The following is a 14,296-nucleotide window of genomic DNA, read 5'->3' as shown; positions in this document are numbered from 1 at the left end:
GATTCAGTCGCAAAAACGATACCGCCGGATCTCATGGATTCCGGCGGTGTTCGTTGAATCGACCGACCCGGTCTCGCACAGGCGGACTCGCTCGAGTACCTGCACAGACGGCGTCGCTCGAACGTTATCGCGCTTTTCTCAACCGCAATGCTGCCACTGTCTGCGCGATGCCGAAAAGCAGCGCGAGAATGCCGATCCACAGCGCGGTGGCGATCAAGCCACTCAGCGGGCTGACGACCAGCGCAATCCCCAGCAGCAGGGCAATCACGCCGCTCAGCACCGTCCAGCCTTCACCCGGCACGCCGCGGCGCACCCGCAGCCCGAGGATCAGACGATTGACACCGGCGACGATCAGCCATAGCCCGACGAGCACCAGCAGTGCACTGGCCATGGAAAGCGGATTGAAAATGGCAAACAGCCCGAACAGCACCGAGATGACCCCGTAGAACACCAGCCAGCGCTTGTGGGCGCCTGCCGGCACTGTGGCCAGCGTCACCAGGCTCGTGACGCCCTCCGCCAGCGCCATGATGCCCATGATCCAGGTCATCGCGGCTATTGCCGCAAGCGGCCGGAAAATGGCGAACAGCCCGAAAATGATGGCAATGACGCCAAAGGCCATCAAGATCCCCCAACTGCGCCCCATGAATCCTCTTGCTCCGCTTGCCATCGTTCGACTCCTGATTGATTGCCCCCCTAGAATAGCAAAGTGCTCGAATCTGACCGGCTCGCTATGCTCGAGGCTCACTTTGCTCGACACGCTTTTGCTCGACACGCTTTTGCTCGACACCCCTTTGCTCGGCGCCCCTTTTCGCAGGAGAACGCTTGATGCGCGATACGACCTCACCCTCCGCCCCTCTGGCCATCGTCACCGGCGCTACCGCCGGCCTAGGGCTGGAAACCGCCAAGGGTCTGGCGAGCGCCGGCTATCGTGTCATCGTCGCCGGTCGCAACCCCGAGAAGGGCAAACTCGCCTGCCATGCGGTCCGCAATCATCAATCCGGCGCCGAGGTTCGCTTCGAACTGCTCGATCTCGATAGCCTCGACTCGGTGCGCCAGTTCGCCACCCGCCTACGGGAGAGTGAGTCCTCACTGCAACGGCTGATCAACAACGCGGGGATCATGGCGCCGCCCAGACTCGAACGTACCCAGGACGGCTTCGAGCGCCAGTTCGGCGTCAATTATCTCGGCCACTTCCTGCTGACGAGCCTGCTGTTGCCACTGCTGGTTGCCGCCGAGTCCTCGAAACCAGAATCTCGGCCACGCGTCGTCCAGCTATCGAGCCTGGCGCATCGTAGCGGCAGGATCGATTTCGGCGATCTCGATAGCGGCAAGCAGTACGACCCCTGGCGCGCCTACCGTCAATCCAAGCTCGCCATGCTGCTGTTCGCTCAGGCACTCCAGAAACAGAGCGATCAGCACGGCTGGGGCCTCCTCAGCGTCGCCGCACATCCGGGGCTTTCCCGCACCGCGCTATTCGATGCCGGGGTGAAAAGCCGCGCGCTGATCGGCAGCGCCTTCAAACTGGTGATGCCATTGATCAGCCAATCCGCCGCCGCAGGCGCCAGACCCACGCTCCACGCCGCGCTCGGAGACGATGTCCGCCCCGGCGACTACTTCGGCCCCGACGGCTTCAGCGAAACCAAGGGCGCGCCCAGACGCGCGCATCGCAGCAATGCAGCCAAGGACCAAGCGGTAGAAGATCGACTGTGGGAGGTGTCGTGTGAATTGACCGGGGCGGCGTGGACCGCTCTATCTGTCGCAGCTGGTCAATAACGCCGTTAGGAGCGTTTCGACGTTCCACAATGACTCCCAAATCATCCCGCCCACCTCGCCGATACGGTAGAGATAATCTACGCGTCTGCGCCCGGCACGTTCGTTGATGGCACGTCAGTGCCATGGCTTGAGAGACCCTCTGCTATGGTCACACGAGCCCCTCACAGGTCATCGAGAATCCAGCCGATTTTTTGAAATCGATCATGGGCCTTCGTTGCCGATCGCTTAGCGGATTGGGTCACTCGGGCAATTGCACTACGCTAATGCCAGTGCCCTTGGTAGCCAAGGTGCTGGCGCTCTTGCGCTCGTTATCATGCCCAATTTGGGTTACACCACGGATCAAAAGACCCTTGTTTATCGCCATTGATAGAAGGAATTTTAAGTGACGGAATCCGTTGATGTAGGAAAATTCAAAATCACATGGTTGCTCGACGGTACTTACCCATGTACCCCCGATTTTATACCGGGAGCACGCTCCGAAGAAGGCCGGCATCTCTACCAGAAAGCTGGCCTTCCGCCAGAAGGGCCCTCGATAGAGCCCTTTCATGCCTTCGCCATCGAGTGGCAAGATCATCTGTGGCTCATCGATACAGGGTGCGGCCAGGAGGCTGGGCCAGAACGGGGAAAGGTCCCCGAACAATTACGATCAATCGGCTACGCACCTGAAGATGTCGAGGGAATCATCATCACGCATCTTCACAAGGATCACACCGGCGGACTCCTGACGCCGGAAGGTCGCGCCCGCTATCGAAATGCGCAGCTTTACGTTGGCGAAAGTGAAATGGCGTTCTGGACTGGATCACACGTTCCCGAAGGCAATATGGGCGACCATAAAGTCACGAAGGCGGTACTCGAGCAGTACGAAGGACGAATCAAGGTCGTGCCGGATAATGCCGTCATCGTTTCGGGACTGAAATTCGTGCCTTTATATGGTCATTCCCCCGGCCATACGGGCGTAATGATCGAGGACCGTGGTCAGCAGATGTTGATGTGGGCGGATCTCATGCATTCGTCGGTGCTCCAGTTCCACTACCCCCATTGGAGTGTGGTCCCTGACATGGATCCCGAGCGTGCGGTAGCCACACGCTTGCAACTTCTCGAGCAGCTGGTCGAAGAAGATACGATGGTGGCGGGTTCGCATACGTATGGTACCGGCCGCGTCCGGCGAGGAGAGATCGCGTACGAACTGGTGCCGATGGATGCCGACGATCGACACTGAAGCGCCTCCTATCGATCGATTCCGAGAATGATTCGAAGGCCTTGAAAAGACGGCTCCCGGGTTATTTCAGGAGCCGCCCTGATTTTCAGTTTCCCGTTGGCGGCAATTTGAAGCTTTCCCCTCACTCCACCGTCACGCTCTTGGCCAGGTTGCGCGGCTGGTCGACGTCGGTGCCCTTGAGCACGGCGACGTGGTAGGAGAGCAGCTGCAGCGGAATGGTGTAGACGATGGGGGCGAGCAATTCATCCACAGGCGGTACGTGGAGCACGCGCAGGTTGTCGGCGGCAGTTAGCGCGACGCCTTCGTCGGCGAACACGAACAGCTCGCCGCCCCGGGCACGCACTTCCTGCAGGTTGGACTTGAGCTTCTCCAGCAGTTCGTCGTTGGGGGCGACGGCGACCACCGGCATGTCCGCGTCGACCAGCGCCAGCGGGCCGTGCTTGAGCTCGCCGGCTGGGTACGCCTCGGCGTGGATATAGGAGATCTCCTTCAACTTGAGCGCGCCTTCCAGGGCGATCGGGAACTGGGTGCCACGGCCCAGGAACAGCGCATGGTGCTTCTCGGCGAAGGCTTCCGACAGTTCGGCGATCGGCCCGTCCATGGCCAGCGCGCTGTCGAGCACCGTCGGCAGGCCGCGTAGCGCCTGAACCAGCGTCGTTTCGCGCTCGTCACCGCGCTGTTTGCGCAGCGAGAGCGTCAGCAGCATCAGGGCGACGAGCTGGGTGGTGAACGCCTTGGTGGAGGCGACGCCGATCTCCGGGCCGGCCTGGGTCATCAGCGACAGATCGGACTCCCGCGTCAGCGAGCTGCCGGGGACGTTGCAAATCGCCAGTGAACCGAGATAACCCTGCCCTCCATTCTCATTGCGGCTCTTGGCACGGCTCTTCGCATAGCGCAGCGCCGCCAGGGTATCGGCGGTCTCGCCGGACTGGGATAGCGTCACGAACAGGGTGTTTTCCGGCACGACGACTTCGCGGTAGCGATACTCGGAGGCGACTTCGACCGTGGTCGGCAGACCGGCCAACTTCTCGAGCCAGTAGCGCGCCACCATGCCGGCGTGATAGCTGGTACCGCAGGCGACGATATGCACCTGCTTGACCCGCTCGAACAGCGCCCTGGCGCCGACACCGAAGCTGCTTTCGAGCACGTGGGAACCGCTCAACCGGCCCTCCAACGTGGCGGCGATCACGGCGGGCTGCTCGTGGATTTCCTTGAGCATGAAATGACGATACTCGCCACGGCTGGCAGCGGCATCGCCGTGCTCATAGGTGTGTACCGGACGTTCGACCGGCTTGCCGTCGGACTCGAAGATTTCGATGCCTTGGGCATCAGACAAGCGGACCACGTCGCCTTCCTGCAGGTAAATGAAGCGGTCGGTGACCTGCAGAAGCGCCAGCGCATCGGAGGCGAGGAAGTTCTCGTCGATGCCCACGCCGACCACCAGCGGGCTGCCCTTGCGGGCGCCGACGATCTCCCGCGGCGCATCGGCGTGCATCACCGCCAGCGCGTAGGCGCCGTCGATCTTGTCGAGGGTGGCCTGCACGGCGGCCAGCAGATCGAGGGTCTCGCCACCTTCCTGCCGGCGAAAAGCGCGGTCGATCAGGTGGGCGACGACTTCGGTGTCGGTCTCCGATTCGAACGTCACGCCATCGGCTTCCAATTCAGCCTTGAGCGGCTCGAAGTTCTCGATGATGCCGTTGTGGACGATCGCCAATCGCTCACGCGCCAGATGTGGGTGAGCGTTCACTTCGGAGGGCTTGCCGTGAGTCGCCCAGCGGGTGTGGGCGATACCGATGCTGCCCTTCAGCGCCCGCTGGGTCAGCTTCTCCTCAAGCGCCGCGACCTTGCCCTTGGCGCGCTGGCGCACGAGTGTCCCGTTCTCCAGCACTGCCATCCCGGCGCTGTCGTAGCCGCGGTACTCGAGTCGCTTCAGCCCTTCCAGCAGGATGCCCTGCACGTTGCGCGCAGCCAGCGCGGCGACGATTCCACACATAGTCGATACCTTTCAGAATTCGTTGACGGTCTTACTGATTCGCTTTACTGATCCGCGGGCCGTTCGGCGACCACCAGCGCCACGTCCTGGCGTTCGATGGCGGTCGCCGAGACGTCGTCGAGTCGCCAGTCGGTGACCAGCGTGTCGATGCGCGACCAGGTCAGTTCCAGATTGGGGATACGGCGGCCGATCTTGTCGGCCTCCACCATGACCACCACCTCGCGGGCGACCTCGGCCATCACCCGGGTCAGGCCGAACAACTCGTTGTAAGTGGTGGTCCCGCGTTCGAGGTCGATACCGTCGGCACCGACGAAGAGCTGGTCGAAGTCGTAGGCGCGCAGCACCTGCTCGGCGACCTGGCCCTGGAAGGATTCCGAGTGCGGATCCCAGGTGCCGCCGGTCATCAGTAGCGCGGGTTCGGACTCCAGCTCGCGCAGCGCGCCGGCCACGGCGAGCGAGTTGGTCATCACCACCAGTCCGCGCAGGCCGCCCAGCTCGCCGATCAGCGCGGCGGTGGTGGTGCCGCTGTCGACGATGATGCGGTTGTGCTCGCGGATACGCGCTCGCGCAGCCCGGGCGATGGCCTGCTTGAACGGCGACAATGCCTGTGCCGGCTCGGCGAGCATCTCCTGAGGCAACGGTGCCGCCCCACCGTAGCGCCGCAGCAGCAGGCCGCTGCGCTCCAGCGTGTTGAGATCCTTGCGGACGGTGACTTCGGAGATCGCGAAGCGGCTCGCCAATGTCTCGACCGGGGTTTCCCCGTGTTCGTTGACGTAGGCGAGAATGGCATGGCGGCGCTGAGCGGTGTCGCGTTTGGGCATGAGTTTCGATTAAGTTAGAGTAAGTTTCGAAATCCGGCAATTAAGTTTCGATTCGAAAGATAATAGAGGCGAATCAAAACCGATTTCTCTCATGCCGTCAAGTGAGAGCTAGGGCCATCAAGTGAGAGCGAACGTCGGCAAGCGTTTCGCTCACTGGCTGAGCAGGCGATAGCCGATGCCGGCCTCGGTCTGGATCCGATGCGGATCGTCGGGATCGTCGCCCAGCTTCTGGCGCAGACGACTGATGACGATACGCAGGTAGTGGGTGTCGTGGACGTGAACCGGACCCCAGATCTCGGCCAGCAGCTGATGCTGAGTGACGACACGATCGGGTTGGCGTGCCAGCATCGCCAGCACGCTGAATTCGCGCGGCGTGAGATGAACGGTCTCGCCGCCCCGAACGATCCGGTGTCGAGCCAGATCGATGGTCAGCTCACCGAGCTTCAGCCCTTCGCCGAGGGTGCCGGGCGTGGTCGTGCGTAGCGCGGCCCGTACCCGCGCCAGCAGTTCCTGAATGCCGAACGGTTTGGTGATGTAGTCATTGGCGCCGGCATCCAGTGCGGCCACCTTCTCCGCTTCGCTGGCACGTGCCGATACCACCAGCACCGGCACCTCGCTCTGGGCGCGCAGGGCATCGAGCACTTCCATGCCGTCCATGTCGGGCAGCCCCAGGTCGAGGAGCACCAGATCGGGGCGCTGATGGTTGAACGCCGCCATGCCCGTATTGCCGTCTTCCGTCTCGATCACCTCGAACCCCTGAGAGGTCAGGCTGATTCGCATGAAACGACGGATCTGGCGCTCATCCTCGATCAGCAGAATGCGCGGCCCGCGTTCTCCCTTCGCAGAATCACTCATTCCTGCTCCTCTCGACCCCGTTGCCACCGTTTTCGACCGCGTTCCCGCCATTCACTATCGCCGTCCCGTCATTCTCCACTGCGTTCCCCGATAGCTGATGCTCCCCCTGTGCGGGCACCTCGCTGGCGGGAGGTTCCCAGATCGGCAACCGGATCTGGATGTCGGTGCCCTGCCCCCAATCCGCCGGGCCGGCGCTGATCTCGCCACCGTGGGCACCGACCATGCCCCGACAGATCGCGAGTCCGAGACCGCTACCCTGTGGCCCGCGGTCGCCCTCGCCACCGCTGAAGAACATGTCGAAGATGCGTTCTCGCAGCGCCTCGTCGATACCCGGCCCCTGGTCGGTGACATGGATCACCACCTGATCGGCTTCCCGGGCACCGGAGATGCGCAATCGCCCGCCCTGGGGTGAAAATCGCGCGGCGTTCTCGATCACGTTGATTAATGCCTGTTCGATCAGCGCCGGATGGACGTAAAGCAGTGGCAGATCGGCGGCAAGATGACGCTCGATCGTGAGCGGTTCGACCACCGATTTGAGACGCTTGAGCGCCGAGGCGATGATATCCGATAGCGCGACCCAGTCTCGCTCGAGCTTCAACCCGCCATGACCCAGCCGGGTCATGTCCAGCAGGTTCTGAATGTAGCGATTGAGTCGTTCGCTTTCACTGAGAATGCCGTCGAGCAGTTCCTGGCGGTCGGTTTCGGCCAGCTGCGACCAGAGCTCCCGCAGCGAACTGGCGGAGCCGATGATCGAAGCCAGCGGCGTGCGCAGATCGTGGGAGACGGACGACAGCAGTGCCGAGCGCAGGCGTTCGTTCTCCTCGGCCAGCCGCGCGGTGCCGAGATCGGCGACCAGCCGCGTGCGTGCCAGGGCGCTGCCCAGCTGGTTGACCAGATTGTCGATCAGCGCCTCTTCGGCGGCATCGAGCGGACGCTGGCGATCTCCCAGCGCCAGCCCCAGCACGCCGCGAAGCGTGTCGTTTTCGACGACGGGCTCGAACCGCCAGCGCTGCGCGCTCAGGGTCTGGGTGCCATGACCGCTCGGCCGCGCATGCTGATGCGTCCATCGCGACGCCTGAAGCGCAGGGGGTTCGAGCGCAATCTGTCCCGGGTGGGAGGCCGTGACCCGTGGCGGTCCGGCAGCATCGTCGCTCTCGACGAACACGCAGGGCAGCCCGAGCGTGTCGGCCAGCGCCTTGACCGCAATGTCGCGAACGCGGGCGTGATCGGCAGCACTCGCCAACGAGCGCGAGATAGACAGCATCTCCTGGATCCGATGGCGACTCTCCCGAAGTTCGCTCAACTGCCGCCGCACCTTGCCCGCCAGCTGGCCCGCGACCACTGCCACCAGGCAGAAGATCACCACTGTCAGGACCTGATCCTGATGGATCATGGCCAGCGTGAAGCGCGGCTCGGTGAACAGAAAGTTGTAGACCAGAGCGCTGAACACCACCGCCAGCATCGCCGAGCGCGTGCCCGCGCGCAGCGCACTAGCAAGGACGGCAGCCAGAAAGATCAGCGACAGATTGGCCAGCTCGACCTGGGTCGAAAGCAGCTGGGCCGCCAGCGCCGCCAGCGCGGTGCCCGCCAGCGGCCACAGCCACTCCCGCGCCAACGGCGGTTGCCAGCGGGGACGAGAGGGCCGCGTCATCGCCTCTTCGTCGGCCAGCACGATCAGATCGAACGGCGGGCGCCGCGCCAGCAGCCGGTCGACCAGCGGTCGTCGCCATCCCGATCGCCACCCCAATCGCCACCAACCGGGTTGCCACCACGCCTGTCGCCGTGAAGTCGCCCGTCCGATCATCAAGGCGGTGATATTGTGGCGTGCCGCGTGGTCCAGTAGCTCCGCCAGCGGATCGTCACCGCTGAGAGTTTCCCAACGCCCGCCCAACTGCTCGGCCTGCTGGCGCAGATTGCTCGACTCGCTGGCCGTGGCGGGATCGACATCGCGAAGCGGCGTGACCTGCACGGCTTGCCAGGGTGCTTGGTGACGCTGAGCCCAGCGGCTGGCCGCCCGCAGCAGGCCGTGATCGCCGTGCTTGCCTTTCACCGCCACCAACAGTTTTGCCCGCACCGGCCAGGGGCCCGTCACGCCGCTGGCGTCCATGACCTGGCGCACGTCGCTGTCGAGGCGATCCGACATCACGCGTAGCGCCAGTTCACGCAGCGCGGTGAGATTGCCAGGCGAAAAATAGTGCTCCAGCGCCGTCCGCGCCTGTTCCGGCACGTAGACCTTGCCCTGCTGCAGGCGCTCGATCAGCTCGGCGGGCGTGAGATCGATCAACGAAATGTCCCGGGCTCGAGCGATCAGCCGATCGGGGACCGTTTCGCGCATCCGAATACCGGTGATCCGCGCCACATCGTCGTTGAGACTGTCGACATGCTGGACGTTGAGCGTGGTCCAGACATCGATACCTGCATCGAGCAGCTCTTCGATATCCTGCCAGCGCCGGGCGTGACGACCACCGGGAATATTGCGATGGGCCAGTTCGTCGACCAGCAGGATCTGCGGTCGCCGCGTCAGCGCGGCGTCGAGGTCGAATTCATGAAAGGTGCGCCCATGACGTTCTCTGGGCGTCAGCGCCAGACTCGGCAATCCGTCGCACAGACGTTCGGTCTCATTACGGCCGTGCGCTTCGATGACGCCCAGCAGCACGTCGCCACCGGCATCGAAACGTTCCCGCGCGGTGCGCAACATGGCGCTCGTCTTGCCCACACCGGGAGCGGCGCCGAGAAAGATTCGCAGCGATCCGCCATGACCGGACCCTGTCGTTGCCAACAGGGCGTCCGGATCGGGGCGCTGCACCTCGCGGGATTGATTCACGCTTTCGATCTCCGACATTCCGCCTCAGGGTAGCGGGCGCGTCTCGATCTCATTCGATAGCGTCCAGTGCCAGATTGAGTGCCAGCACATTCACCGTCGGCTGACCGAGCCGGCCGCTGTCACTATAGCGCTCGACCAGCGTCGTGACAGCCGAAGGTGCCAGGCCGCGCACGCGCGCGACACGCGCGACCTGGATCGCGGCCGCTTCGGGACTGATGGCCGGGTCGATGCCCGATCCGGAGGCGGTCACCAGGTCCACCGGTATCCGGCCCGGCTCGACGCCGTCGCGGGCGGTGATTTGCCTGGCGTCGGCTTCGGCACGTTCCCGCAATGCCGGGTTGCTCGGCGCCAGGTTGGAACCGCCAACCGCGTCGGCAGCGTAATCCACCGCCGAAGGTCGACCCTGGAAATAGCGTTCGCTGGTGAATCGTTGACCCACCAGCGACGAGCCGATGACCCGACCCTCCGCATCGGCCAGCAGACTGCCGTTGGCCTGATGCGAAAACCCCAACTGGCCCAATCCGACCACCACCAGCGGATAGAGCAGACCGAGCACCACCGCCATGAGCAGGCTGAAGCGGATTGCCGTCAGCCAGCTGCCGGAGCCGGCAAAGCGATGGGCAGCGTGAGAGGTCTCATGGGGATCACCCTGGGCACCATGAGCGGAAACGTCGTGACGGGAATCAGTGACTGACATGGCAAGTCTCCAGAAATCTCAGAACAGCGGACCGATGAGCAGATCGATCAGCTTGATGGCAGGGAACGGCAGAAACAGACCACCGAGACCGTAGATCAGCAGGTTGCGTCGTAGCATGGCGCTGGCGGAGGCGGCGCGAACCCGCACGCCGCGCAGGGCGAATGGGATCAGCGCGGGTATCACCAGGGCGTTGAAGATCACCGCCGACAACACCGCGGACTCGGGCGAGTGCAGATCGAGCACGTCGAGACCGCCCAGCGCCGGCACGCTGGCGGCGAAGATCGCCGGCAAAATCGCGAAATACTTGGCGACGTCGTTGGCCAGCGAGAAGGTGGTGAGCGCCCCGCGGGTGATCAGCAGCTGCTTGCCGATCTCCACCGCGCTGAGCAGTTTGCCGGGGTCGGAGTCGAGATCGACCATGTTGGCCGCTTCCCGCGCCGCCTGGGTGCCGGAGTTCATCGCCAGTCCCAGATCGGCCTGGGCCAGCGCCGGGGCATCGTTGGTGCCGTCGCCCATCATCGCCACCAGCCGACCGGAGGCCTGCTCCTCACGGATCAGTTCGAGCTTGCGCTCCGGGGTCGCTTCGGCGATGTAGTCGTCGACGCCGGCTTCGGCGGCGATCGCGGCGGCAGTAATCGGGTTGTCGCCGGTGATCATCACCGTCTTCACGCCCATCTCGCGCAGTTGCTGGAACCGCTCGGCGATCCCCGTCTTGATCACGTCCGACAGCGCGATCACGCCCAGCAACACGTTGCCCTCCAACACCGCCAGCGGCGTGGCACCGTGGCGTGAGATACGTTCGACCAGCGCCTCGAAATCCCCCGGCACGCGGCCTCCGGCTTCCTGTACCAGCCGGGCGATGGCGTTGGGCGCGCCCTTGCGCCAGCATCGACCATCGGCGAAATCGAGACCGGACACCCGACTCATCGCGGAAAACGGCACGACCTCGGCGTTCTGTGGCGAATCCAGTGTCGCGCCCTGATCGCGCGCCAGGACGACAATGGAGCGCCCTTCGGGGGTCGGATCCTGTAGCGAGCAGACACCGGCGATCTCCCGCAGTCTTGTCAGATCGATCCCCTGACACGGCGCGAACTCGGTGGCGCGACGGTCGCCGAGCGTGATCGTGCCGGTCTTGTCGAGCAGCAGGGTGTCGATGCTGCCGGCGATCTCCACCGCCTTGCCGGACTTGGCGATGAGATTGGCGCGCAGCGCCCGTTCCATGCCGGCGATGCCGATCGCCGGCAGCAGCCCGCCGATGGTGGTGGGAATCAGGCACACCAGCAGCGCCACCAGCATCACCGTCGAGGTCTCGATCCCCACGAACAGCGCCATCGGCACCAGCGTGACCACGACGATCAGGAATACCAGCGTCAGCGTCGACAGCAGCACGGAGAGTGCCAGTTCGCTGGGCGTCTTCTGGCGGCTGGCACCTTCCACCAGCGCGATCATGCGGTCGAGCAGCGACTCGCCGGGATCCACGCTGACCTCGACGATCAGCTCGTCGGAGAGCAGCTTGGTGCCGGCGCTGACGCCGCTGTTATCGGTGCCCGCCTCGCGCAGCACCGGCGCGGACTCTCCGGTCATGGCCGATTCGTTGATCGAACCGGCACCCTGGATGATTTCACCGTCGGCAGGAATCAGCTCGCCGGCGATCACCCGGACTCGATCGCCCCGGCGCAGCTGATCAGCGGCGACCGTCTCCTCGCCGCTCTGGGTCACGCGCCGCGCCGTCAACTCGCCCCGAGTGGCGCGCAGGCTACCGGCGTGGGCCTTGCCGCGCGCTTCGGCCATCGCTTCGGCCGCGTTGGCGAACAGCACCGTTGCCAGCAGGACCAGAGTCACGATCAGCGCGAACGCCCCCTGTCCGCCATCCTCGGCAAACGCCATGCCGGTATAGAGCGCGCAAACCAGGGTGCCAATGGCGACCACCGCCATCACCGGATTGCGCGCCAGACTGCGCGGGTTCAACCGGCGCAGGGATTCCCCCAGCAGGGTCAGCGGTCGAACGCGCAGACCTTGGGAGGCTTCGTGTGTTTGCATCATTGCCATGTCTCTTTCCTCGATCCCGTTTCCACCAGTCCCGTTTCCATCAATCCCGCTACGTCAATTCCGTTTCCGTCGACGCGATTCATCAGGGTAGGGTCAACTGTTCGGCGATCGGACCCAGCACCAGCACTGGCAGGAAACCGAGCAGGTTGACGATGACGATGACACCCGCGGTCAGGCCGACGAACGCACCACCTTCCAGCGACAGGGTGCCGCGCCCCTGCGGCGCCGTGCGTTTTTCCATCAACCAGCCGGCCACCGCCAGCGGCACCAGCATCGGCAGGAAACGACCGACCGCCAGCGCCAGCACGCAGGTGAGGTTCCACCAGGGTGTGCCGTCGCCGAGTCCCTCGAAACCGGAGCCGTTGTTGGCGAATGCCGAGGTGAATTCATAGAGCACCTGGGAGAGGCCATGAAAACCGGGGTTGGAATTGCCGGTCAGCGCGGGAAACGCCACGGTGATGGCGGTCAAGCCGAGGATGATCAGGGGTTGCGCCAGAATCGCCAGCGAGATCCAGCGCATCTCGCGGGTCTCCAGCGGCTTGCCGAACAGCTCCGGCGCGCGGCCGATCATCAGCGACCCGATGAACGCCGCCAGCATCAGATAGAGCAGGTAGCCGATCAGACCCACGCCGATGCCGCCGAAGGTGACGTTGACGAACATGTCCATCAGCAGGCCCAGCCCGCCCAACGGATTGAAGCTGTCGTGCATGGCGTTGACGGAGCCGTTGGAGGTCTGCGTCGTCCAGCTTCCCCACAGCGCGGAGAGATCGCTGCCGAAACGCACCTCCTTGCCTTCGAGATTGGGGCTGCCTTCGACGGCGAGTCCGGCCAGCGCGGCGTTGGGCAGGCGCTCCGAGACCACGATCAGGGTGGTGGTGATCAGCGAAAACGCGATCATCACCGCGCCGATACCCATCATCAGCCGGCGACGGCCGCTGATGACACCGACGGCGATCAGCGTTGCCACCGGAATCAGCAGCAGTGCGATCGTCTCGACGAGATTCGCCAGTCCGGTCGGATTCTCCAGCGGCACGGTCGAATTGGGGCCGTACCAGCCGCCGCCGTTGGTACCCAGCTGCTTGATAGCCACCATCGGCGCCACCGGGCCGCGTGGAATCACCTGTGCCGCGCCTCCATCGAGCATCGTCACGCTCTGCGCGCCCTGATAGGTGGCCGGCACGCCCTGCCACACCAAAACCAGAGCCACCATCAGCGACAGCGGCAGCAGCACCCGCACCACGATCCGCGTGAGGTCGACATAGTAGTTACCGACACAGTAGTTACCGACCGAGCAGTGACCGACCGAGGAGTCGTAGCCCACCCCGTGCCTGGCGGGCGTTGTGGACGCATTGGTGCTGACGGTCGTGCTGACGGTCGTGCTGGTGGTCGCGCTCGAGGTCTGGCGCTTGAGCAGCGTGCGCGTGATGGCGAGCAACACTGCCAGGCCGGTCGCCGGGGTCAGAAACTGCAGCGTGACGATGGCAAGCGTCTGGCTCAGGTAGGAGAGCTGCACCTGGCCCGAATAGTGCTGCTGGTTGGTATTGGTGGCGAACGAGACCGCGGTGTGCAGCGCCGTATCCCAGTTCATGCCGGGGATGCCATCGGGGTTGAGCGGCAGCAGGCCCTGGCTCATGAAGACGATCCAGGCCAGCCCGATCAGCAGCAGGTGAAGTTTCAACACGGCCAGCAGATAGGCCGACCACGTCATCGACGCCCGTCGGTCGACGCCGGCCAGGCGCATCAGGACCGATTCCACCGGCCCGAAGAGACGATCCATCACGGTGGATCGATCCGTATCCAGCGCTCGGCCCATGTAGAGACCCAGTGGCAGCGCCAATCCGATCAGCAGGGCATAGCAGAGCATCATCGCGTTCATGGCTAGAATCGCTCCGGCCAGCACAGGGTCGCCAGCAGGTAGACGGCGGTCACCAGAGCGATCGCCAGCATCAGGTAGGACATGAGTCACCTCCTCGTTCGAGAGGCACTCAGTGTCGAGTCGAGGGGCGTAAAAATGCGATGCGGAAATTCGCGCGAAGACGTAAAGAAAACGTAAAAGCGGAAATCA

The 14,296-nt window shown here is 64.1% G+C and carries 10 protein-coding genes; 2 read left to right on the top strand and 8 right to left on the bottom strand.

Annotation, left to right across the window (positions count from 1 at the left end; genetic code table 11):
• Positions 1-124 precede the first annotated feature (124 nt).
• A complete protein-coding gene (locus tag BTW08_RS05350; protein ID WP_075561487.1) occupies positions 125-667 on the bottom strand; it encodes an HdeD family acid-resistance protein in 543 nt (180 codons plus the stop codon).
• A 158-nt stretch (positions 668-825) separates the two neighbouring features.
• Here BTW08_RS05350 and BTW08_RS05345 point away from each other — a divergent pair, with 158 nt between their 5' ends.
• Positions 826-1,773: an oxidoreductase gene (locus BTW08_RS05345; RefSeq protein ID WP_075561486.1), complete on the top strand. Its 948-nt coding sequence runs from the start codon at positions 826-828 to the stop codon at positions 1,771-1,773.
• A gap of 382 nt (positions 1,774-2,155) precedes the next feature.
• Entirely contained in the window at positions 2,156-2,992 is an 837-nt protein-coding gene (locus BTW08_RS05340; protein WP_075561485.1) for an MBL fold metallo-hydrolase, read from the top strand.
• A 121-nt stretch (positions 2,993-3,113) separates the two neighbouring features.
• Here BTW08_RS05340 and glmS read toward each other — a convergent pair whose 3' ends face one another.
• The 7 genes from glmS to kdpA all read right to left on the bottom strand — a co-directional run bounded on the left by glmS (position 3,114) and on the right by kdpA (position 14,107).
• Positions 3,114-4,985: a glutamine--fructose-6-phosphate transaminase (isomerizing) gene (gene glmS, locus BTW08_RS05335; protein ID WP_075561484.1), complete on the bottom strand. Its 1,872-nt coding sequence runs from the start codon at positions 4,983-4,985 to the stop codon at positions 3,114-3,116.
• Positions 4,986-5,029: 44 nt separating this feature from the next.
• The gene (locus BTW08_RS05330) at positions 5,030-5,806 is read right to left on the bottom strand and encodes a DeoR family transcriptional regulator (RefSeq protein WP_075561483.1); all 777 of its coding nucleotides are present in this window, start codon (positions 5,804-5,806) and stop codon (positions 5,030-5,032) included.
• Between the two features lie 150 nt (positions 5,807-5,956).
• The gene (locus BTW08_RS05325; RefSeq protein WP_075561482.1) at positions 5,957-6,661 is read right to left on the bottom strand and encodes a response regulator transcription factor; all 705 of its coding nucleotides are present in this window, start codon (positions 6,659-6,661) and stop codon (positions 5,957-5,959) included.
• Positions 6,654-9,485 carry a sensor histidine kinase KdpD gene (locus tag BTW08_RS05320; RefSeq protein ID WP_139313580.1) on the bottom strand — a complete coding sequence of 944 codons (2,832 nt, stop codon included), beginning with the start codon at positions 9,483-9,485 and terminating at the stop codon, positions 6,654-6,656. The genes BTW08_RS05325 and BTW08_RS05320 overlap by 8 nt, the downstream gene beginning before the upstream one ends.
• 49 nt (positions 9,486-9,534) lie before the next feature.
• Positions 9,535-10,182: a potassium-transporting ATPase subunit KdpC gene (gene kdpC, locus BTW08_RS05315; protein ID WP_083627695.1), complete on the bottom strand. Its 648-nt coding sequence runs from the start codon at positions 10,180-10,182 to the stop codon at positions 9,535-9,537.
• An 18-nt stretch (positions 10,183-10,200) separates the two neighbouring features.
• A complete protein-coding gene (gene kdpB, locus BTW08_RS05310) occupies positions 10,201-12,231 on the bottom strand; it encodes a potassium-transporting ATPase subunit KdpB (RefSeq protein WP_281491956.1) in 2,031 nt (676 codons plus the stop codon).
• A gap of 82 nt (positions 12,232-12,313) precedes the next feature.
• The gene (gene kdpA, locus BTW08_RS05305; RefSeq protein WP_075561480.1) at positions 12,314-14,107 is read right to left on the bottom strand and encodes a potassium-transporting ATPase subunit KdpA; all 1,794 of its coding nucleotides are present in this window, start codon (positions 14,105-14,107) and stop codon (positions 12,314-12,316) included.
• Positions 14,108-14,296 lie beyond the last annotated feature (189 nt).

It is taken from the genome of Salinicola sp. MH3R3-1 (assembly GCF_001937155.1).
GTDB lineage: Bacteria > Pseudomonadota > Gammaproteobacteria > Pseudomonadales > Halomonadaceae > Salinicola > Salinicola halophyticus.
Note: the sequence above shows the minus strand (reverse complement) of the source record. Positions and strands in the feature narration are given on the sequence as shown.

What these genes read in the sequence shown, in the direction of transcription:
- BTW08_RS05350 (WP_075561487.1), bottom strand. Translation starts at nt 667, where the DNA reads ATGGCAAGCGGAGCAAGAGGATTCATGGGGCGCAGTTGGGGGATCTTG.
- BTW08_RS05345 (WP_075561486.1), top strand. Translation starts at nt 826, where the DNA reads ATGCGCGATACGACCTCACCCTCCGCCCCTCTGGCCATCGTCACCGGC.
- glmS (WP_075561484.1), bottom strand. Translation starts at nt 4,985, where the DNA reads ATGTGTGGAATCGTCGCCGCGCTGGCTGCGCGCAACGTGCAGGGCATC.
- BTW08_RS05330 (WP_075561483.1), bottom strand. Translation starts at nt 5,806, where the DNA reads ATGCCCAAACGCGACACCGCTCAGCGCCGCCATGCCATTCTCGCCTAC.
- BTW08_RS05325 (WP_075561482.1), bottom strand. Translation starts at nt 6,661, where the DNA reads ATGAGTGATTCTGCGAAGGGAGAACGCGGGCCGCGCATTCTGCTGATC.
- kdpC (WP_083627695.1), bottom strand. Translation starts at nt 10,182, where the DNA reads ATGTCAGTCACTGATTCCCGTCACGACGTTTCCGCTCATGGTGCCCAG.
- kdpB (WP_281491956.1), bottom strand. Translation starts at nt 12,231, where the DNA reads ATGGCAATGATGCAAACACACGAAGCCTCCCAAGGTCTGCGCGTTCGA.
- kdpA (WP_075561480.1), bottom strand. Translation starts at nt 14,107, where the DNA reads ATGAACGCGATGATGCTCTGCTATGCCCTGCTGATCGGATTGGCGCTG.